At 59.5% G+C, this 18,358-nt stretch carries 16 protein-coding genes; 5 read left to right on the forward strand and 11 right to left on the reverse strand.

What is annotated here, in order from left to right; translation table 11 throughout:
* Window positions 1-11: 11 nt before the first annotated feature.
* The 5 genes from ICA15_RS22195 to ICA15_RS22215 all read left to right on the forward strand — a co-directional run bounded on the left by ICA15_RS22195 (window position 12) and on the right by ICA15_RS22215 (window position 5,706).
* Complete coding sequence (locus ICA15_RS22195) at window positions 12-2,201, forward strand: phospholipase D-like domain-containing protein (protein WP_210554635.1); 2,190 nt, start codon at window positions 12-14, stop codon at window positions 2,199-2,201.
* Complete coding sequence (locus ICA15_RS22200; RefSeq protein WP_210554636.1) at window positions 2,182-3,093, forward strand: tetratricopeptide repeat protein; 912 nt, start codon at window positions 2,182-2,184, stop codon at window positions 3,091-3,093. The genes ICA15_RS22195 and ICA15_RS22200 overlap by 20 nt, the downstream gene beginning before the upstream one ends.
* A 716-nt stretch (window positions 3,094-3,809) precedes the next feature.
* Window positions 3,810-4,457 (forward strand): hypothetical protein, encoded by a 648-nt coding sequence (locus ICA15_RS22205; protein ID WP_210554637.1) that lies wholly within the window; start codon window positions 3,810-3,812, stop codon window positions 4,455-4,457.
* The gene (locus tag ICA15_RS22210; RefSeq protein WP_150591653.1) at window positions 4,457-4,885 is read left to right on the forward strand and encodes a phage holin family protein; all 429 of its coding nucleotides are present in this window, start codon (window positions 4,457-4,459) and stop codon (window positions 4,883-4,885) included. Before ICA15_RS22205 ends, ICA15_RS22210 begins: the two co-directional genes overlap by 1 nt.
* Window positions 4,882-5,706, forward strand: coding sequence for a DUF3618 domain-containing protein (locus ICA15_RS22215; RefSeq protein WP_210554638.1), 825 nt, complete (start codon window positions 4,882-4,884; stop codon window positions 5,704-5,706). Before ICA15_RS22210 ends, ICA15_RS22215 begins: the two co-directional genes overlap by 4 nt.
* Before the next feature lie 47 nt (window positions 5,707-5,753).
* Here the strand turns inward: ICA15_RS22215 and ICA15_RS22220 are convergent, their stop codons facing one another.
* The 11 genes from ICA15_RS22220 to ICA15_RS22270 form a co-directional block, all read right to left on the reverse strand.
* Window positions 5,754-6,239, reverse strand: coding sequence for a DUF6130 family protein (locus ICA15_RS22220; RefSeq protein ID WP_210554639.1), 486 nt, complete (start codon window positions 6,237-6,239; stop codon window positions 5,754-5,756).
* A 126-nt stretch (window positions 6,240-6,365) separates the two neighbouring features.
* Window positions 6,366-7,841: a family 16 glycosylhydrolase gene (locus ICA15_RS22225; RefSeq protein WP_224450904.1), complete on the reverse strand. Its 1,476-nt coding sequence runs from the start codon at window positions 7,839-7,841 to the stop codon at window positions 6,366-6,368.
* 30 nt (window positions 7,842-7,871) lie between these two features.
* Entirely contained in the window at window positions 7,872-8,927 is a 1,056-nt protein-coding gene (galE, locus tag ICA15_RS22230) for a UDP-glucose 4-epimerase GalE (RefSeq protein ID WP_210554640.1), read from the reverse strand.
* Window positions 8,928-8,956: 29 nt separating this feature from the next.
* On the reverse strand, window positions 8,957-10,375 hold the full coding sequence (locus ICA15_RS22235; protein ID WP_210554641.1) for an oligosaccharide flippase family protein: 1,419 nt from the start codon (window positions 10,373-10,375) through the stop codon (window positions 8,957-8,959).
* A 15-nt stretch (window positions 10,376-10,390) separates the two neighbouring features.
* A complete protein-coding gene (locus tag ICA15_RS22240) occupies window positions 10,391-11,326 on the reverse strand; it encodes a glycosyltransferase family 2 protein (protein ID WP_150615796.1) in 936 nt (311 codons plus the stop codon).
* Complete coding sequence (locus ICA15_RS22245) at window positions 11,320-12,636, reverse strand: O-antigen ligase family protein (RefSeq protein WP_210554642.1); 1,317 nt, start codon at window positions 12,634-12,636, stop codon at window positions 11,320-11,322. Before ICA15_RS22245 ends, ICA15_RS22240 begins: the two co-directional genes overlap by 7 nt.
* Entirely contained in the window at window positions 12,633-13,745 is a 1,113-nt protein-coding gene (locus ICA15_RS22250; RefSeq protein WP_210554643.1) for a glycosyltransferase, read from the reverse strand. Before ICA15_RS22250 ends, ICA15_RS22245 begins: the two co-directional genes overlap by 4 nt.
* Window positions 13,742-14,815, reverse strand: coding sequence for a glycosyltransferase (locus tag ICA15_RS22255; RefSeq protein WP_210554644.1), 1,074 nt, complete (start codon window positions 14,813-14,815; stop codon window positions 13,742-13,744). The genes ICA15_RS22250 and ICA15_RS22255 overlap by 4 nt, the downstream gene beginning before the upstream one ends.
* 15 nt (window positions 14,816-14,830) lie before the next feature.
* Window positions 14,831-15,538: a WecB/TagA/CpsF family glycosyltransferase gene (locus ICA15_RS22260; protein WP_210554645.1), complete on the reverse strand. Its 708-nt coding sequence runs from the start codon at window positions 15,536-15,538 to the stop codon at window positions 14,831-14,833.
* A complete protein-coding gene (locus tag ICA15_RS22265; RefSeq protein WP_210554646.1) occupies window positions 15,535-16,893 on the reverse strand; it encodes a UDP-glucose dehydrogenase family protein in 1,359 nt (452 codons plus the stop codon). Before ICA15_RS22265 ends, ICA15_RS22260 begins: the two co-directional genes overlap by 4 nt.
* A gap of 51 nt (window positions 16,894-16,944) precedes the next feature.
* Window positions 16,945-18,336 carry an undecaprenyl-phosphate glucose phosphotransferase gene (locus ICA15_RS22270; protein ID WP_210554647.1) on the reverse strand — a complete coding sequence of 464 codons (1,392 nt, stop codon included), beginning with the start codon at window positions 18,334-18,336 and terminating at the stop codon, window positions 16,945-16,947.
* Window positions 18,337-18,358: the final 22 nt, after the last annotated feature.

Consider the following 18,358-nt stretch of genomic DNA (forward strand, 5'->3'; position numbering starts at 1 on the left):
GAAGCAATCGAATGACGACTGATTACAGCAAAGAAGTTATCCAACTGACGCCTACAGAACACAAGTCCACTTCCCTGACCATGGACTGGTTTGCGAGGAAAGCGCTCTACCCACCACGTGCCGGCATTAAGGTCACCCCATTGATCAATGGTGATAAGGCATTCGGCGCTGTATACGATGCCATTGAGGCCGCGACGAAGAGTGTCGAAATCATCAGTTGGGGGTTCGACCCGGCGATGCGTTTCAAGCCGGGCAGCGATCGCATCGGCGAGCTGCTGGATATTCGAGGTCGCCACGGGGTCAAGACGCGTGTGCTGATCTGGAAAAACCCAGTGGCCAATTTTGTTGAAAACACCATCATTGGCGATGGCCTGACTGGCTCAGGCGGGACGGCCATGGGCTCTGGCATCACCAAGGGCAGTGCCGGTTCCAGCCGCACGCTTGAAGATCGCCAGAAACTGGAATATCGCCGCACGATTCATCAACATGAACTGACCAAACTTCGTGCCGGTGAAATCCCCGCCTATGGGACCAGTGGTTTTCGCTACGACCAACGCGAAACGGAGCTGCTGGCCATTCTGCTCGTCATTGAAACCGAACTGAGCGGACAAGGTGGCTACAACAAACTAAGAGGATCCGGTGCGCCCAAATATTCCCCGCAGGATCAGGAATATACCCGGGAATGGTTCAGCCGCGTCCACGACGGCCGGATGCAGAACGTCGAGTTTCGCACCCGTGACTTTTCTACAGAGATTCCCCTTAATGCCGCCATACGCGGACCGCAGATGAGCGATGAAAAAGGACGTGTTGCGACCCTTTTTCGATTGATGAAAGGGGAAGCCCCCGATACCAATTTTGCGCATATGTTGCTGTTAACTCTGTTTGGCAGCCACCACCAGAAAATGGTGTTAGTGGACTACGAAGACACTGCGAACGCGGTTGGCTTCGTCATGGGGCACAACATGCATCGCAATTATTGGGATACCAGCGCGCACCTGTATGACGACAAAGCCGCGCGGCGTAGCCCAGGCTTCGGTCCCTGGCAGGACTTGTCGATGAAAGTGCAAGGTCCTGCTTTGCACGACCTGAACCACAACTTCAGCACTGCCTGGGATCGGGAAACCTTCTGGGTCAAAAAATGGTTTGCCGATGGCCTGCGCGATCAACGCCAAGCCATCAAGCCGGACAACTTCAAAGCCGCCGGTTCGACGATGGCGCAGATTTGCCGCACACAACCACAGGAAGGGGCCGAGACCTCGATTCTGGAGCTGTACCACAAGGCTCTGGGCAACGTGCGCAACTACGCCTATTTTGAAAACCAGTATTTCCGCTACCCGCCGTTTGCCAAACAGTTGCGTGAACTGGCGGCGGCTTATATCGCAAAGGGTAAAGACAAGGATCTGTACTTGTTCGTGGTCACCAACAACCCCAACGACAAGGGTTTTTCCAGCACCACTTATGCCACCTTGCAGGAACTGGGGCAGGAGCAACTGATGCCCCAGGCTCAGCGCACTCTGGTGGAGGAAATGTTGCAAAAACGCAGCCGCCTAGCTTATCTGAACGAGAATCTCAGTCCCAATCCCGGCGTGCAGAGGAATCAGCTAAAAAAAATAGGGTGGCTGGAAAACGATATTACCGACCTGGAAAAAAAAGGGGTTACCCCTGAGTTAGAGCAGCGCCTGGGAGGTCTCAAACCAACAGATATTCCTGAACTTGGCAAACCGAAAAACGGAGAGGAAGAAGATCAAAAGCCCTACGCCCTGAAAGACATACCAGGCCTCAAGATCGCCATCGCGACACTGAGTGCTTGCACTCCAGAGCCCGGAAGCACGCTAGCCGAGGGCGAGCAGGCGTATTTCAGGGACATCTACGTGCACTCAAAATTGCTGGTGGTGGACGATGTCTTCAGTCTGCTCAGTTCTGCAAATATCAACACTCGTAGCCTGCATACAGACTCTGAGTTAGGTCTGGCTGCACCGGATGCTGAGTTAGCCAAGCGTTGGCGGGAGGAGTTGTGGAAGTTGCATGTTGGTGAGTCGATTAACGATGACAAGGGGCGTTGTGATGCTGCTAAAAACTTCATTAAGTGGAATAGAGTGATGGATGAGAACTGGAAGAACAAAAATAAAAACGAACCGTTATTAGCCCACTTGACACGTTTCTGGGATGTGGAGACGCCTTATGCCAAAGCCATTGACTAAAGCCATCTCTTTTTTTGCCCTCATTTTTTCACTTTTGTTGAGCGGAGCTCCAGCCATGGCCTATCCAACCTTTACCTGTGCCTACGAAAAAGACCACAACCCGCCGCTGGATGGGGAAGCGGAGCGCTGGTTTCAAGAGGCCCGCGCGTTGGAGAAGGTACGAGGCGTCAAAGACTGGATAACCATCGTCGGGCTCTACGAAAAAGCGATCGCCAAAGATCATTGGAAGGCGATGCATAACCTGGCGGGACTTTACCGCACGGGTTGGCCAGGGCAACCGGGTGTTGAACAAGATACCAGCAAGATGCTCGACCTCTACGAGCGCATGGTGAAGCTCAAAGTCCCGCTGGGTTATTACAACTGGGCGGTGGTTGCCGAAAATGGACGAGGAGTGTTGAAGTCAGATCGCATGGCGAGTTCCTATATGTTCCAGGCGGCGCAGTTAGGCAGTCCTTTAGCACAAGTTCGAATCGGGAATTACTTTTCATTCGAATTGCCTCGGGACAAGCAGGATGACCGAATGGCAGAGCCATACTTTCGATGTGCTGGCGCTCAAGACTCGCCGGAAGCAATCATAGAAACAGCCGCATTCTATAAAATCTCTAAAAAAAATAAGCCTCTCGCATTATTCTATTATCAGCGTGCTGCATCGCTGGGCAGTTTGTCAGGGTTAATGACTCTCATCGGGGCATTTTCGGCTCAACCTGAACCTATAGATAATTTTGGATATCTGCCAGATGAAAAGCTCCATGAATTTTATTCAGGTCTATTGAAACAACTAGATGCTAACCCTGAATTGCGCTTCCCTAATCTGATGAAAGACCACCCGCTTCCAGCCCACCCCAAGCAGGGCTTTGACGCAGAACATCCGGATCGCCGGCCGGAAATATGAGTGATCTCCTTCAACAAGAAATGCGTCGGCGCATACCGGGGCGAATGATTAAAGCAATGGCTTTTTGTGCTGTCTGCATGTGCGGCGTATTCAATGTCACTCCAGCTATGGCCTATCCAACGTTTACCTGTGCCTACGAAAAAGACCACAGCCCGCCGCCGGATCGGGAAGCGGAGCGCTGGTTTCAATTGGAGCAGGTTAGAGCTACGAGATCACGTTCGTACAGAAACTCGAAAATCCAGGTATTTACCTCATACACTTTCTCGCCCTTAACGGTATAGATCCGCCTACGGAAGAATTTTCAGTTACAGGTGGTTTGCCATACAAGTATTCCGTTGGCGTGGACCAATACGTGGTTGTGGAATAGACCGATGAGCCCCTTGGCGCGCGTCTGTTATGGCCGAAACCAGTTAGCCAGCTAACTACTTCAGCCCCCGTAACGCATCAACCACCACTCCAAACGCCGAAGAATGCTCACGTCTATGCCGCTAATAAGGGTAATACCCTGGAAACGGCTGACCCTGTTTTTAAAGCCAGAATCAAGAGATCGCAGCCTTCGGCAGCTCCTACCAATGCCGCAATTTGAGGTGATGTTTGCTCGTTCATCAAATCCTTTGAACGATCCCGAGAACTGATCCGTCCTTAACTTTAAGGGGCTCAGGGCAATGGTGCTGCGAAGTCCCGTACGACGTTTTCAGCAGAAAGCGAGGGACGACATGAATACTTCAGACAGCAGGGCCGGCACCCAGTCCGGTGCGCGAGATGATGGCAAGCCGCAGGACTTTCAACATTTAAAGGACGATGTCACCGAAGCAATCGGCGGCGCTAGGCAACAGGCTGACGCACAATTCGGCCAGTATCGCGACACCGCCGCTGACCAGATCGAGGCCTTGGCGCAGGGGGCGAAAAGCTTCGTCTCGGAGCTGGAAGACAAGGACACGCTGGGCATGTCCGATTACCTGACCGACATGGCCGAGTCCATGACCGGGCTGGCAGGTAACCTTCGCGGCAAAAGTGCCGAACAGTTGTTGCATGACGCTGCTGACCTGGCTCGCAGCAACCCCGGTTTGTTCATTGCCGGCAGTATCGCGCTGGGTTTTGGCCTGTCGCGGTTCCTCAAGGCGGGCAGTTCCGCCGCTGTCACGGTCAGTGCGAATCACGATCCGGCGGCGGGCACCTCGACACCGCCCGCCGCGGGCTATGGCGCGCATCGACCTTACGAATCTTCCCCGGCACCGACCGCCAATTCCAACCCTGGATTGGCCACTGGCATCACTCCGACGTCGCCGAACGAATACGACCATCCCACTGATTTTGCCGGGTCATCGACGCCTGTTTCGCCAAGCACGAAAGGAGAGTTGTGATGAACAGAGACGATTCCGAACTGCCGGGTGCAAGACCCGTTAGCCAGCCTGACGACGCATCGATGGTCGGGCTTTTACGGCAACTGTCCCGCGAAGTGCCCGCGTTGTTCACCAAGGAACTGGCGCTGGCTAAAGCCGAGTTGCAAGCCAGTCTGACCACGCTGAAGGCCGGCATTGCCGGGGTGGCGGGCGGGGCGATCGTGCTACTGGCGGGCTTGATCATTCTGTTGATGTCGGCGGTCTACGCCCTCAGCACAATGATGGCGCCGTGGTTGGCAGCACTGATTGTCGGTGTTGTGGTGATGGTCATCGGCTTCATCATGCTGCAATCGGGCAAAAAACAATTCGAGCCGTCCCACTTCAAGCCTGACCGGACGCTGGACGCTTTGAATAAAGATCAGGAAGCGCTGCGGAGGAAAGTCTCATGAAAAGTGAACTGGACATCGAATCGGAAAAAAGCCCAGAGCAAATCGAGCGGGAAATCGACGCGCAGCGCGCCAGCATCGGCAACATCGTCGACAAGCTGGAAAGCAAATTCACGCCCGGCCAGATGTTCGATCAGGCGTGGAGCATGATGCAGAACAATGGCTCGACGTTTGTCAGCAATCTCGGCACCAGCGTGCGCAACAACCCCGTGCCCGCCGTGCTGACATCAGTCGGTTTACTGTGGCTGATGATGAGTCAGAACCGCCCGCCAGTGCCGCAACCGGTGTATCGCAGCGGTCCGGATCAGGACCGGGCGGGGGAATGGGCGGATGGCCTGGCTGACGGCATCGACAGCGCTCGAGATAGTCTGCATCACACTGCCGACTCGCTGAAGGACGGTTACCAGTCGCTGAAAAACAAGGCCAGCCACTTGGGCGATAACGTTGGCGCTGCTGGCGAGAACCTGAGTCATGCGATGCACGATGCCGGCGACCGCCTCAATCGCAGCACCCAGGTGTTGGGCCAGCAATTCAATCAAATGCTCAGGGAACAGCCATTGGTCGTCGCGGCAGCGGGCATCGCATTGGGCGCACTGATCGGTGCGGCATTGCCGAGCACTTCGACCGAGCAGCGTTACATGGGACGCACCAGCGCGGGCCTGGTCGACAAAGTGAAGAAACAGGCTCAGGAGGGTTACGAGGCTGTGCGTGACACAGTGACCAAAACCACTGAGCAAGCGGATGTGGATGCGACATCCAACGCATCGCAAAAAACCGCATCCAGCACATCGGCGGATCTTTCTCAGGGGTTAGGCACTTCCTGAGGTCCATGAAAACGGGAGGCCTGCGACAGGCCTGCCGTTATTGATCGTCACGGTTTACTCGCGTGCCCGTCGTCCGTAGGCGGGACATCCATTGGTTTCACCTCGGGAACACTGAAACTGACGGTCGTACGGGTGAGAACGGTGTGGTTCGGGTCGGCGATTTCCAGAAGTACCTTGTGCGGACCAGGCGTCAGTCCCACGAGAATGATCGGGTCTTCACTGGTGTGCGCCCACGTGCCTTTCCAGTCATCTACCGTCACGTGAAGGTGGCCGAGACGGGGTGATACGTCACCCGCGACTTTGCCAAACACCGGCATGATCCTGGCGTGCTCTGTTCGATACTGGATGATTACCACGCCGCGCGCGAGCGGCCCGGCCAGCGGCGGATAGGCGATGATTTTTGCCTGCGATTCGGATTCCAGTGGGAGTATTGCCGGCGGCTGATCGGCGCTGGCGGGTTCCTGAGCAATTGCCGCGATGCAATAAAAGCCTGCCAAGGACAGCACAGACAGATTTCTGAGAGCGATAAACATGGCGTTTTCTCCCGAGTGGTTTTGTACAAGGCTAGACGAGCGGATGCAGGCATTAAACTCGCGCCATGTACCAATCATCAGAAGACCGAAATGTGCTCGGAAACAGTTCTACCGATCAGTCTGGCTCTACGGACGTTGCGTCCAGACCTTCACATAGTCGACACGAAACGTGGAGGGCAGGTCAGCATCATCGACCACGCCGAACCAGTCCCACATCGCCTCGCTGTCGAACACGATCTGCATCGGGAAGAACCAGTGGGTGTTCTTTGCCTCGCGCACCAGCACCCCGTCGACGTACCAGCGTAGGGTGTCCGCCCGCCAATCGAAACCATAGACATGAAAGGTGTTCGCCAATCGCCATGGCGCAATCCAGGTGCTGCCGTCGCTCAGGTGTTCATCGCTTTGGGGTGTGGCCCAGACGTGCGCGTTCATGTTGTACATGACATCGAATTTGCCGTTGAGGGTCTTGCCGCCGATTTCGAAGATATCGATTTCGGTGGCGTTGTCCGGCAGCCCGGTCCAGGCCAGCCAGAACGCGCTGGAGCCCGCCGAGTTCATCGGTTTGGCGCGGGTTTCGTAATAGCCGTAGAGCCCGCGTTCAATGGTGCGCACCATCGCCGAGCTGTAGTCCTTGTAGCCCAGGCGCACGTATTTTTCGGGCAGCGTCTGCTTGCGAAACGAGATGTTCAGATTGCCGTTGGCGACCTTGGCATTCTCGGGCAGAAACAGCGCCGGTTTGCGCCCGAGGGAGTCGGTGCCGGTGGCGTTGTTGACGTGCCAACGCGTCGCGTCGATGGCGTTGCCGTTGAACTCGTCAGACAGCCGCGTATCCAGCACCCACTTTCCGGCATTCGCCTGATCGGATAACGGCAGGTTGGCGTTGGTTCGCACCGGCGTCGGGCCGAGCGGGCCGGTGCGGGTCCAGGCGGTTGACGGCTGCGGCAGTGTCACTGCCCACTTTTTGCTGAGGTAGTCCGACACCTGCTGACGTTCTGCCTGAGAGGCCAGCAACCGGTCGTAAACCAGCACTTCGGCAATGTCGCCGCGCAGGATTTCCGAAGTACCGACCACGTTGCGCGCCACGGCGAACGGGCCGATGGGCACGTTGGTGGTTTCCAGAAACGCCACTGTCGGCGCGTAAGCGCTGGTCTGCTGCACGCTGAGACCGAAGTTCGGCGCCACGTTGTCGTTGTCGGCCAGTTGCGGGCGCGAGCTGAACAAGCGCTGCCAGGCTTTGCCCCCGGCCTGATCCGGCAAGCGGCGCGAGACCACGAACACCGTTACCGAACCCTTCGCGGTGCGGATTGCCTGACCGGTGAAGGCCGAGGCACCGTTGAAACGCAGCACCGAACGACCGTTCAGGGCGTTCTCCACGCGCAACGGCAGTGAGGCGGCGGCCGGGTCATCAAGGCTTACATCATTGGATTGCCCGGATTTGTCATGCCAGCGCGAGACCCGATTTTGCGCATCAAGAGTCATGTGCACCGCATCGGCGCCATCGAGCCACAGCACCAGCCCATCGGTGACCGGCAGCTCGGCGGACGCCTGCGCACTGGCGCTCAACATCAGCCAAAGCATTGCCCGTAAGGTTTGCCTGAACATGGCTAAGTCCTTCCCTGAATCAGACAACCGTTATTTGCCGGCGAATGCCAACATCGGTGCAGGTTGCGGGTGGTAGCCGTCCGGGTTGTTCGACTGCCAGCGCCAACTGTCCGTGAGCATTTGCCCCAGGTTGCGTTGTGCGCTCCAGCCCAGCTCGCGGCTGGCCTTGCTCGCATCGGCCCAATACTGCGCGACATCCCCGGCGCGCCGGGGTGCAAAGCGGTAGGGAATGCTGACCCCGGTGGCGTCCTCGAAACCGCGGATCAGTTGCAGCACGCTGTAACCGATGCCGGTGCCGAGGTTCCAGATGTGAATGCCATGGTCGCCATGAAGTCGTTCGAGGGCCTTGAGGTGACCTTCGGCCAGATCGACCACGTGAATGTAATCGCGCACACAAGTGCCGTCGACGGTCGGGTAATCGTTGCCATACACCATCAATTCACTCATCCGGCCGGTCGCGACCATCGTCAGGCACGGCAGCAGGTTATTCGGTATGCCGTTGGGCGCCTCGCCGATCATTCCGCTTTCGTGGGCACCGATGGGATTGAAGTAGCGCAGCACGGCGATGTTCCAGCGTGAATCGGAACACGTCAGGTCGGTCAGTAACTCTTCGGCCATCAACTTCGAGCGGCCGTAGGGGTTGGACGGTTTGCCGGTACCCAGGTCTTCGCCGATGGGCGTGCACGCCGGTTCGCCATAGACCGTCGCCGAGGAACTGAACACCAGATTGAACACGTGCGCACGCGCCATTGCCTGGCACAGCGTGAGCGTGCCGGTGACGTTGTTGGCGTAATAATCCATGGGTTTGCGCACGCTTTGCGCCACGGCTTTGAGCCCGGCGAAATGCATCACGGCGTCGATGGCGTAGTCGCTGAAAATCTCGTCGAGCAGGCGTGAATCGAGGATGTCGCCTTCGATGAATTCGATCCGCGTGCCGCTCAGTGACTCCAGCCGACGGATCGATTCGACACTGCTGTTGCTCAGGTTATCCAGCACCAGCACGCGGTGGCCGGCCTCCACCAGTCTCAACGCAGTATGGGAACCGATGTAGCCGGCGCCCCCGGTGATCAGGGTAGTTTTGCGCATGACGATGTGCTCCAGAGAGGCAACGGTGCTCACCGGGTGGTGAACACCAACTTGAATTCATGCGGCCAGCGCGGGTGCAACACGCTGTAGGCCAAGGCGTAGGTCAGCCCGCCGGCGGCGATATTGGCGATCAGGTGCAGATAGCCCACCAGCCCCGAATGGCTTGATACCCACATCACGACAGCAGCCATCACCAGCGTGGCGATCACGCTGCGGTAGGCGGATTCGAAGAAGGTGCGCCAGCCATAACCGATCGCGGTGTTCAGGCCGATGACCTGCAACGGTGTGATCGCGACCATACGGATCAACAGCGCAATCGCCGCCGCCATGCCGCCATACACAGGCCCGAGGAGGTAGACCAGCGCCAGCGCCAGCAGGGTGGTGAGCACTTCAGCCTTGAGGGTCAGGTAGGTGCGATTGACGGCGACCAGCGCCGTCGTTGCATAGAGGGCCAGATTGCCCAGCGCGGCGGTGCAGGCCAGCACTTGCAGGAGCCCGACGGCGTCGGCCCATTTGGCGCCGAAGATCAGCAGGATGATGTCTTCGGCGGTCAGCGCGATGCCGACAAACAACGGCGTCAGCAAAAAGCCGCTGATGGCCGTGGTGTCGCCGATCAGCCCGACCAGCCGTGACGGTTCGCCGCTGCGCCGGGCGAAGGCTGGCAGTGCATAGCTCATCAGGCCGTTGTAGATGGCGGATCGCGGCAGGTCGATGATGCGCATCGCCAGGTTGAACATGCCGACCGCGTGCGCGCCGGCGGTGATGCCCAGCACCACGTTGACCCCGCGTTGCAGGGTTTGCGAACTCATGACGTTGATCGCCACCGGCGTGCCCGTGCGCAGTAGATCGAGCAACAACGGCCCGTCGATGGCGAAGGGAATACGCCGCCGATCGCCGCGCATCAACACCACCATCGACACCAGATCCATGATCAGCGCCTGGGCAATCACCGCCCACGGGCCGAAGCCCAGCAGCGCCACGACAATCCCGGCGCCGCCGCCGACGACTTTACCCAGCAGCGTGCGCGAGGCCAGCAATTTGAAGTTACCACTGCGGCGCATCTGCGCGACGTAGACCCGCGCCATCATGGTGAACAGAATCTTCACCGAGGCGATGGCCGTCATCCATTGCAGGGCGGGCAATGGGGTGTACAGCATCACGCCCAGCGAGATGATCAGGATCGACGCCAGGCTGATCAATACGGAGAACCAGAATGCGGTGCTGATGTGCTTGTCTTCCAGGCGTTCGAGCCTGACCAGCGGGTCTTCAAGCACCGAGGAGTAGAGAATGCCGACCACCTCGACGATGGCGATGATGATCGTGCCGATGCCCAATTCGGTCGGCGTGAGCAAATGCGCATATACGACAAAGGTGATCATCGACAGGAAAATCAGGCCGAATTTCTCGGTAAAGATCCAGATCAAGGTAGTCAGGCGCTGGTTGGCCATGGCGGGGCCCCGGACTCAAGCCGTCCTGCGCAGCGTCTTCGCCAAGGCGTAGACGTAGCGCAGGGTCGGTTTGCCGCGGGAGAAAAACAGCGTCTGCCAAGAATGATCGAGCATGTTGCGGAACACATTGATCACATGTGCGTGGTCGCCGCGCCGGGACGAGGCGCAGAGAAAATCGGCGTGGTTGGCCAGGACGAAATCAATGCGCTGCTGCTTGCTCATGTGCGCGCCGTAGCGGGCGAGGTAGAGCTCGATAAATTGCACTTTGTACGGGTAATACTTGCGCGGCTGCGCGGTGATGTTGCCGTTGTTGACGCTGCGCCGCAGCAACACCTCGGGCACGGTGTGGATCTCCCACTGCTCGGCGATCCGCGTCCACAGCAAACGGTCTTCGGCATAGCGCAGCGTCTGATCGAAGCCTTCCAGCGCGATGATTGCGTCACGCAACACCAGCACGCCGGAGGTGCCGTTGATCACGTTCTCGCGCATGAAATCGGCAAAATGATTGCCGCCCTTGCGCCGGTCCTCCAACTGTTGCGTGCCGTCGCTGAATTCGCTCATCTGGTAGCAGTCGATCAGCCCGACCTGACGCCCTTCACGCGTGAGTTGCTCATACAAGGCAAGTTGCTTGTGCAGTTTTTCCGGGTGCCATTGATCATCGGCATCAAGGAACGCGATAAAGCGCTCGGTGGCGCTGAATACGCCGCGATTACGCGCGGCTGCCGGGCCCTGATTGGTCTGTTGCAGCAGGACCAGTTCAAACGGTGCGACGTAATCCGTGACGATTTGCGGGCCCTCGTCGCTTGAGCCGTCGTCGATGACGATCACCTTGTCCGGACGGCGGGTTTGCAGGCTAAGGGAGTCGAGCGCCGGACCGATGCTGGCGGCAGCGTTGTACATCGGGATGATCACGCACACCGATCCTGACGTGGGCACAGAGCTGTTCAACATGATGAGAACTCCTTGGCCCGCGCACGGGAGCGCGGGGCGGCGTAGGCATTGGCGCGCGGCAGTGGCGCAGGGCGTTTGACGTGGTGATGGCGGAACGACAGGGCGAGGGCGCAGAACACCAGAAACTCGGCCGAGCGATAGTTGGGGATCACGTAGGCGACGTAGTTGGTGACCGCGAACAGGCCAATGATCACCAGGGCGCAGGCGTGATAGCGCGCCGAATGCTCGGCGGTAATCGCCCGGTAATGCTTGGTCAACGTCTGCGCGAACAGCAGGATCAGCGCGATCAACTGAATCAGGCCGCCATTGAGCAAAGTCTCGACATAGCCGCTGTGGGCGTTGCCGATGTAGCCCCAACGTTTGATGAATCCGCTCGCGTCGGCACTGCTCCAGAACGCGCCGAAGCCGTAGCCCTTGAGGAAGCGATCATCGATCAGCGGCCCCAGCAGCTCCCAGATAAGGGTGCGGTCGGTGAGTGACGGATCACGGCCGACCAGTTCCAGCAGCAGCGTGTAATTGCCGTACAGAAACACGCAGATCAGCCCGTACACCACGGTCGCGACGAAAAATGCCGTCAGCGAACGGTTGATGCGCAAGCGGATCAAGGTGAGGAAATACCAATAACTCGCGGTGCCGGCGACGATCAGCGCGATGCCGGTGGCAGACTGCGCCAGACAAATGGCGATCAAACAGAACGCGGCGTAGACGATGGCCAGTGGATTGCGCTGACGGATCATCGGCAGCAGTAAAAGAATGGCGATGGCGTTGATCCGCGCGCCGGCATTCTTCTCGGAAAAAATACCCTTGAACGCACCGTCTCGTATGCCGCCGCTGATGAAGGCGATGTCGGGGCGGATCACCGCGAAAATCAGACCCATCAGTGCCGCCGCACCAATCACGCAGCCGAGCATGAAGGCGATTCTTTCAAGGCTGTAGTGCCAGGCGATGAAGCCTGCGAAAAACACCACGCTGATCATCGCGATGAAGCGCTTCAGGCTCAGGGTCGGGTCGTCGGACCAACCGATTGACGCGGCCACGCAGACCAGAAACGCCAGCAGAAAAGCGTTTTGCCGGTAGAAGCTTTTGCTCAGGAACACCTTGTTGCGGATAAAGAAGAACAGCGGCACCAACAGCGTGATCAAGCCGCAGACCTGGTTGGCGACGTTACCTTCCAGATCTTTCTGCGCGTCATCCAGACTCGCGGCGCTGCCCATGCCGAGAAAGAACGTGAGGATCTGCACGTAGAACATCACGCCAAACAGGACGAAGCCGTCACGCAGCGTCGAATAGCGGACTTGAAGTCTGTTCATGGCGCTGGACTCCCGAGCAACGCCGTCAGGTAGGTTTTCACCGCGCGACCACTGACGAAGCGTGCGGCGGCATCGATGCGCCGTTGTCGGTTGAGGTCGCGGGGCAGGGCCAGCTCCAGGCTGATGGCCTGCGCCAGCGCCGCCGGATCATCGACATTGACCAGCGGCGCAACGCTGCCTTCGGCGAGAATCTCTTGTGGCCCATAAGGGCAGCGCGTCGACACCACCGGTGTACCTGTCGAGAGCGCTTCGACCAGCGCATTCGGACTGCCCTCGAAGCGTGACGACAGGACGAAACAATCCGCCGCGCCAATCTGCGCCAGCGCATCGCTGGCATAACCCGGCAGGTCAAAACGCTCGGCGACCCCCAGGGCATTGGCTTGCGCCAGCAGTTCGGCGCGCAGCGAGCCTTCGCCAAAAATGATCAGCCGGGTATTGCGATCGGGCAGTCGGGCGAAGGCATCGAGCAACGTATCGAAACCTTTTTGCCGGGCCAGGCGTCCCACCGCGACGATCACTTGCAAGGTGTTGTCCAGCAGCCAGGGATGGCTGGCGGGCGCCAATGGGCGCTCGCGAAAGTCGTTGTCGAGCACCGGGTTGTCAGCAGTGGTCACATCCCGCATGCGGGCCAGCGTGGTGTCGACCAGATCCTGAGCGACACCGCGCGAGACGCAGATCACCGGGTTGGGAATCAAGCGGTACAACAGTGGAGCCAACAGGTAAGCGAAGCGCACGTGCAGCGCCGGATTCACGTGTTTGTCGCGGGAGAAGGCGTTGCGCTCGCTGACATGCAACCGCGCCAACGTGCCCGACAGCGTGGCGGCGGCGATGGCTATCACGTTGACGTGGGTGAGGGCGGCCAGTTGCGCATCGAAGCGATTGCGCCGCAGGAACCGCGTCAGCGCCGGGACGGCGGCGACGCTGCGAGGGCTGTGCAGCGAGACTTGTTTGACCCGCGAATCGAGCCCCGCCAGATTCACGCCGCCGCCAGTGAGCATCAGCAGCGTCACGTCGTTGCCGGCCTCGACCAGCGCACCGGCCAGACGCGCCATCATTTTCTCGGCGCCGCCCGCACTGAGATCCTGAAGAATGATCAACAGTTTTTTCATTGATTCCACACCTGATAGTAAGCCTGCGCCGCGTGCTGGCTGGTGTAGGGAAGCACCGCGTCCGCGACCGCTTTGCCGAGGGCGGACTTGTTGCTGTTGAGGTTTTGCAGCATGGCCTGCGCCAGCGCCGGCACATCGTTGACCCGCACCAGTTGCCCGACGCGACCGTCGTCGAGCAACTCACGCGGGCCGGTGGGGCAATCGGTGGCCAGCACTGGCGTGCCGAGGGCAAGGGCTTCGACCAGCACGGTCGGCATGCCTTCATGCAACGAGCTGAGGATCAGCAGGCGTGCCTGGCGGATCAGCGGGTATGGATTGGCGAGGTGGCCGGTGAAGTGGACCTGGCGCGCGATGCCCAGGCGTCGCGCCTGTTCTTCGAGTTCGCCACGCAGCGGGCCGTCCCCGGCAATCACCAGATAAGGCACCGTGGCCTGACGCGCTGCCAGCGCATAAGCTTCCAGCATTATGTGGAAGCCTTTGAGTTCCACCAGCCGACCGACGCCCAACCAGTACCGCGCCGGCACATCGGCGGGCAACGGCGCTTGCGCAGCTTTGAGCAATTGCTCGGTGACCACCGCATTTGGGCAATAGCGAATCCGCTGGCGGCCCCAGGGCATCAGGCCGGTCAGCGCCTGACGCAAACCGAGCGACACCGCCACCACTTTGCCGCTGCCGCACAGGTACAGCGCGTACAACAGGCGCAGACTGCGCACGCCGGTGTGTTGTTCGGAACAATCGAGGTCGGTGTGCCGGGTGTAGATGACCTTGCACGGCGTCCCCAGCGTGGCGAGCCAGGTGCACAGGTTGGCCTGCTCCTTGGCGCCGATCAGGTGCGTGACCTTTTCGCGCAGAATCAACCGGCGCAGCAACACCACCGAATGCAGCAGGCCGGTAACACCGCTGCCGCCGCCGGCAATCGTCGGCACCTCGTCGCTGTCCGGTCGTTCGCCGTTCATGATGAAGAAACTGACGCGTCGCCCGTCCTTGAGAAATTGTCCGGCCAGCCGTTGCTGCACGCACTCGACGCCACCACCGGTCTTGAAATCTTTGAGTGTGAAGAGGATATGCATGGTCATTCCCGGCGCTCAGGGCGCAGTGATATCGATCGCGACTTTGTGCCGGACGATCAGCTCGGCCAGCTGCAAGAAGTTGCGTGGGTAGTCGAGCAGGTAGCGTTTGATGGTGTGCGGCTCGCGGTACATGCGATAGAACGCGCGCAGGTGCAGGCGGTTGATGGCGGCGGGGTAGTAGCACTCGCTGGCGCTGGCTTCCTGACGAATGAAACCGCCGCAGGTGAAGGCCACTCCGGCAAAACCGGCGTTCAGCGCATCGATCACGAAGCGCTCCTGCAAACCGGCGCCGAGCCCGACCAACAACAGGTTCGCTGCGCTGGTGCGGATGTCCGCATGCAGGTTCGCCGCTTGCGCCTGATTGAAATAACCGTTGTGCGCGCCGGCAATAATCAACCGCGGATAGCGCCCGCGCAGCTTGACGATGAACGCCTCAAGCTCGGTTTGCGTGGCGCCGACGATGTACACCGTCAACTGCTGCTGTTCGGCATCGCGCAACACCGGGTCGGCAATCGAGGTGAAATCAAAACTGACCCGCTGCACCGGTTGCCCGGTGACCCGCGACATGAATCCCGACATCAGCATGCCGTCGCAGAAGTAGGCGACGGAGGGCGGCGGCTGGCGGATGAAACTGCCAATCGAAGCGAAATTGATAAACGAAAATGCCCGGTTGCCCATCAGCAGATTCGGCGAGTAATGCCCCATCAAGGCGAGCCGGATCATGACGCATCACCCGGTTCAAGCGCCTGCTGGGTCTGGCGGCCGACCGAGATATAGGTGAAGCCGCGCGTGCTCATGCGTTGCGGATCGAACAGATTGCGCCCGTCGAAAACCAGCGGTTGCTTGAGTTGGCGTTTGAGCAGGTCGAAGTCGGGTGCGCGGAACAATGTCCACTCGGTAACGATGATCAGCGCGTCGGCATTTTTCAGCGCCGCTTCCTTGGTGCCGGCGAGGCTGAAGTCATCGCGGGCGCCGTATAAGCGCTGCGCTTCTTCCATGGCTTTGGGATCGTAAGCCTGGACGTTGGCGCCTGCCCGCCACAGCGCTTCCATCAGCACGCGGCTCGGCGCCTCGCGGATGTCATCGGTGTCGGGTTTGAAACTCAGGCCCCACAACGCGAAAGTCTTGCCCTGCAGCGCACCGTTGAAGTGATCGGATATCTTGCGAAACAGCGTGGTTTTCTGTTCGTTGTTGCGCGAGTCGACGGCTTTGAGCAACCGCGCATCGATGTCGACACCCTCGGCGGTGTGGATCAGCGCCTTGACGTCTTTGGGGAAACACGAGCCGCCGTAGCCGATGCCGGGGTAGATGAACTGATAACCGATGCGCGGATCGGAGCCGATGCCGTGACGGACCATCTCGATGTCGGCGCCAAGTTTTTCGGCGAGATTGGCCATCTCGTTCATGAAGCTGATCTTGGTCGCGAGCATGCAATTGGCGGCGTACTTGGTCAGCTCGGCGCTGCGCACATCCATCACGATGATCTTTTCGCGGTTGCGGTTGAACGGCTCGTACAACTCGCGCATTACCTCTTCGGCACGCGGGCTGTCGGTGCCGATGATGATCCGGTCGGGGCGCATGCAGTCGTCGACCGCGCAGCCTTCCTTGAGAAATTCCGGATTGGACACGACATCGAACGTCACGTCGGCGCGGTCGCTTTCTTGCAGTGCCTCGGTGATGCATTCGCGCACCCGGTCTGCGGTGCCGACCGGCACGGTGGACTTGTCGACGATGATCACGTGGCGTTGCAGGTTCAGGCCGATGGTGCGCGCCACGCTCAGCACGTGGCGCAAGTCCGCCGAACCGTCTTCGTCGGGCGGCGTGCCCACGGCGATCAACAGCACGTCGCCGTGGCGCACCGCTGCACCGAGGTCGGTCCCGAAGCGCAGGCGCCCGCCCTGATGGTTGTCTCGCACCAACGTCCTCAGCCCTGGCTCGTAGATCGGCAGCGTGCCGCTTTCGAGGGCTTGCACCTTGGCGGCGTCCACATCCACACACAGCACGTCGTGCCCGACCTGCGCCAACGCGGCGCCCTGAACCAGTCCCACATAGCCGATGCCGAATACGCTCACATTCATGGGTAAACCTCGGTAGGTCGTGTTGACGGCCCGGGAACCGGGCGCGCGCGGTTAGTAGATGTTTTTGGAGAACAGCGAGAGGGGGGTCTTGAGCAGAATCTTGATGTCGAGCCACAGCGACCATTGGTTGATGTAGTTCAGGTCCTGGGCGACCCGCAGCTGCATCTTTTCCAGGGTTTCGGTTTCGCCACGGTGCCCGGTGATCTGCGCCAGCCCGGTGATGCCAGGCTTGAGGCGATGGCGGGCCATGTAGGCGCGCACCTTGCCGGTGTAATAGATGTTGTGGGTGACGGCATGCGGCCGCGGACCGACCAGCGCCATGTGCCCGAACAACACGTTGAACAGTTGCGGCAGTTCGTCGATGGAACTGCGGCGCAGGAAACGTCCCAGTGGCGTCACGCGGTCGTCGTTGCGGCTGGCCTGGCGCACCTCGTGCTCGTCGTGGACGCGCATCGAGCGAAACTTCCAGACCTTGATCACTTCACCGTCGCAGCCGTGGCGGTTTTGCTTGAACAGTACGGGCCCGGGGGATGAGCATTTCACCGCAATCGCCACGCCCAGTAGCAACGGGCTGAGCACCACCAGCGCCATGGCGGCGAGGCTGCGCTCCAGCAAGTCCTTGCAGAACAGACTGCCGGGGTGCGAGGTGATGAGGCTTTCGTTGAGGTAGATCGCCGGCATTCGCTCGATTTCCGAAATCGAGTGGTTGAGCAAGACCATGCTGCCGAAATCGGGAATCCACACCACGTCGACGTTGATGTCGAGCAGGTCGATGTACAGCGCTTCGATGGTGGCGGCGTCGGCCATCGGCAAGACGATGTAGACCCGACGGGCTTCGAGGCGAGTGATGATTTCACGGATGTCGTCGACATGCCCCAGCAGCGGCAGAATGCTCGGTGCCGGGCGCACCAGCGGCGTGGCGGAAACAAAGCCGAGCAACAAAGTACGGTCGGGGTGAATAAGCTTTTTCGCCAATTCATGCGCTGTTGAACACGTACCGATGATCACTGAGCGACGGTCGTTGCGGCTCAGTCGCGTATACAGTCGTACGACGAAATGCAGCGGCAGGAAGCTGCACATCTGCACCACAAATCCGCCGATCGCCCAGACCAGCATCACTTGCCGTGAATACAGGGCGCTGGTCTGCGTGACAAACGCGATGGTGCTCAGCGCCGCCAGCAAAATCAGCCAGCCGGCCAGCAAACGGGTGAGCCCGGCCAGCAACCCATGGCGCTTGTGATAGACCTGCATGAGGCTGTACGTCGGCACCGATCCGAGAATCGTCAGGATCATCAGCACCCGGTATTCGCTGGGCAGGCTGCCGACCCGCCATTGCACCAGCACGATCAGCAACAGGTTGACCAAGGTCATCGCGCACAGCCACTGGCCCCAGAAAGTCAGGCCACGGCGGTGGGCCATTTGAGCGGTATTGAGCGGCGTCATCGACTCGATCTCACAAAAAAAG

It is taken from the genome of Pseudomonas sp. P116, from assembly GCF_020149425.1.
Classification (GTDB): domain Bacteria; phylum Pseudomonadota; class Gammaproteobacteria; order Pseudomonadales; family Pseudomonadaceae; genus Aquipseudomonas; species Aquipseudomonas anatoliensis.

What these genes read in the sequence shown, in the direction of transcription:
- ICA15_RS22215 (WP_210554638.1), top strand. Translation starts at nt 4,882, where the DNA reads ATGAAAAGTGAACTGGACATCGAATCGGAAAAAAGCCCAGAGCAAATC.
- ICA15_RS22265 (WP_210554646.1), bottom strand. Translation starts at nt 16,893, where the DNA reads ATGAATGTGAGCGTATTCGGCATCGGCTATGTGGGACTGGTTCAGGGC.
- ICA15_RS22245 (WP_210554642.1), bottom strand. Translation starts at nt 12,636, where the DNA reads ATGAACAGACTTCAAGTCCGCTATTCGACGCTGCGTGACGGCTTCGTC.
- ICA15_RS22235 (WP_210554641.1), bottom strand. Translation starts at nt 10,375, where the DNA reads ATGGCCAACCAGCGCCTGACTACCTTGATCTGGATCTTTACCGAGAAA.
- ICA15_RS22195 (WP_210554635.1), top strand. Translation starts at nt 12, where the DNA reads ATGACGACTGATTACAGCAAAGAAGTTATCCAACTGACGCCTACAGAA.
- ICA15_RS22250 (WP_210554643.1), bottom strand. Translation starts at nt 13,745, where the DNA reads ATGAAAAAACTGTTGATCATTCTTCAGGATCTCAGTGCGGGCGGCGCC.
- ICA15_RS22225 (WP_224450904.1), bottom strand. Translation starts at nt 7,841, where the DNA reads ATGTTCAGGCAAACCTTACGGGCAATGCTTTGGCTGATGTTGAGCGCC.
- ICA15_RS22240 (WP_150615796.1), bottom strand. Translation starts at nt 11,326, where the DNA reads ATGTTGAACAGCTCTGTGCCCACGTCAGGATCGGTGTGCGTGATCATC.
- ICA15_RS22255 (WP_210554644.1), bottom strand. Translation starts at nt 14,815, where the DNA reads ATGCATATCCTCTTCACACTCAAAGATTTCAAGACCGGTGGTGGCGTC.
- ICA15_RS22205 (WP_210554637.1), top strand. Translation starts at nt 3,810, where the DNA reads ATGAATACTTCAGACAGCAGGGCCGGCACCCAGTCCGGTGCGCGAGAT.
- galE (WP_210554640.1), bottom strand. Translation starts at nt 8,927, where the DNA reads ATGCGCAAAACTACCCTGATCACCGGGGGCGCCGGCTACATCGGTTCC.
- ICA15_RS22260 (WP_210554645.1), bottom strand. Translation starts at nt 15,538, where the DNA reads ATGATCCGGCTCGCCTTGATGGGGCATTACTCGCCGAATCTGCTGATG.
- ICA15_RS22220 (WP_210554639.1), bottom strand. Translation starts at nt 6,239, where the DNA reads ATGTTTATCGCTCTCAGAAATCTGTCTGTGCTGTCCTTGGCAGGCTTT.
- ICA15_RS22210 (WP_150591653.1), top strand. Translation starts at nt 4,457, where the DNA reads ATGAACAGAGACGATTCCGAACTGCCGGGTGCAAGACCCGTTAGCCAG.
- ICA15_RS22200 (WP_210554636.1), top strand. Translation starts at nt 2,182, where the DNA reads ATGCCAAAGCCATTGACTAAAGCCATCTCTTTTTTTGCCCTCATTTTT.
- ICA15_RS22270 (WP_210554647.1), bottom strand. Translation starts at nt 18,336, where the DNA reads ATGACGCCGCTCAATACCGCTCAAATGGCCCACCGCCGTGGCCTGACT.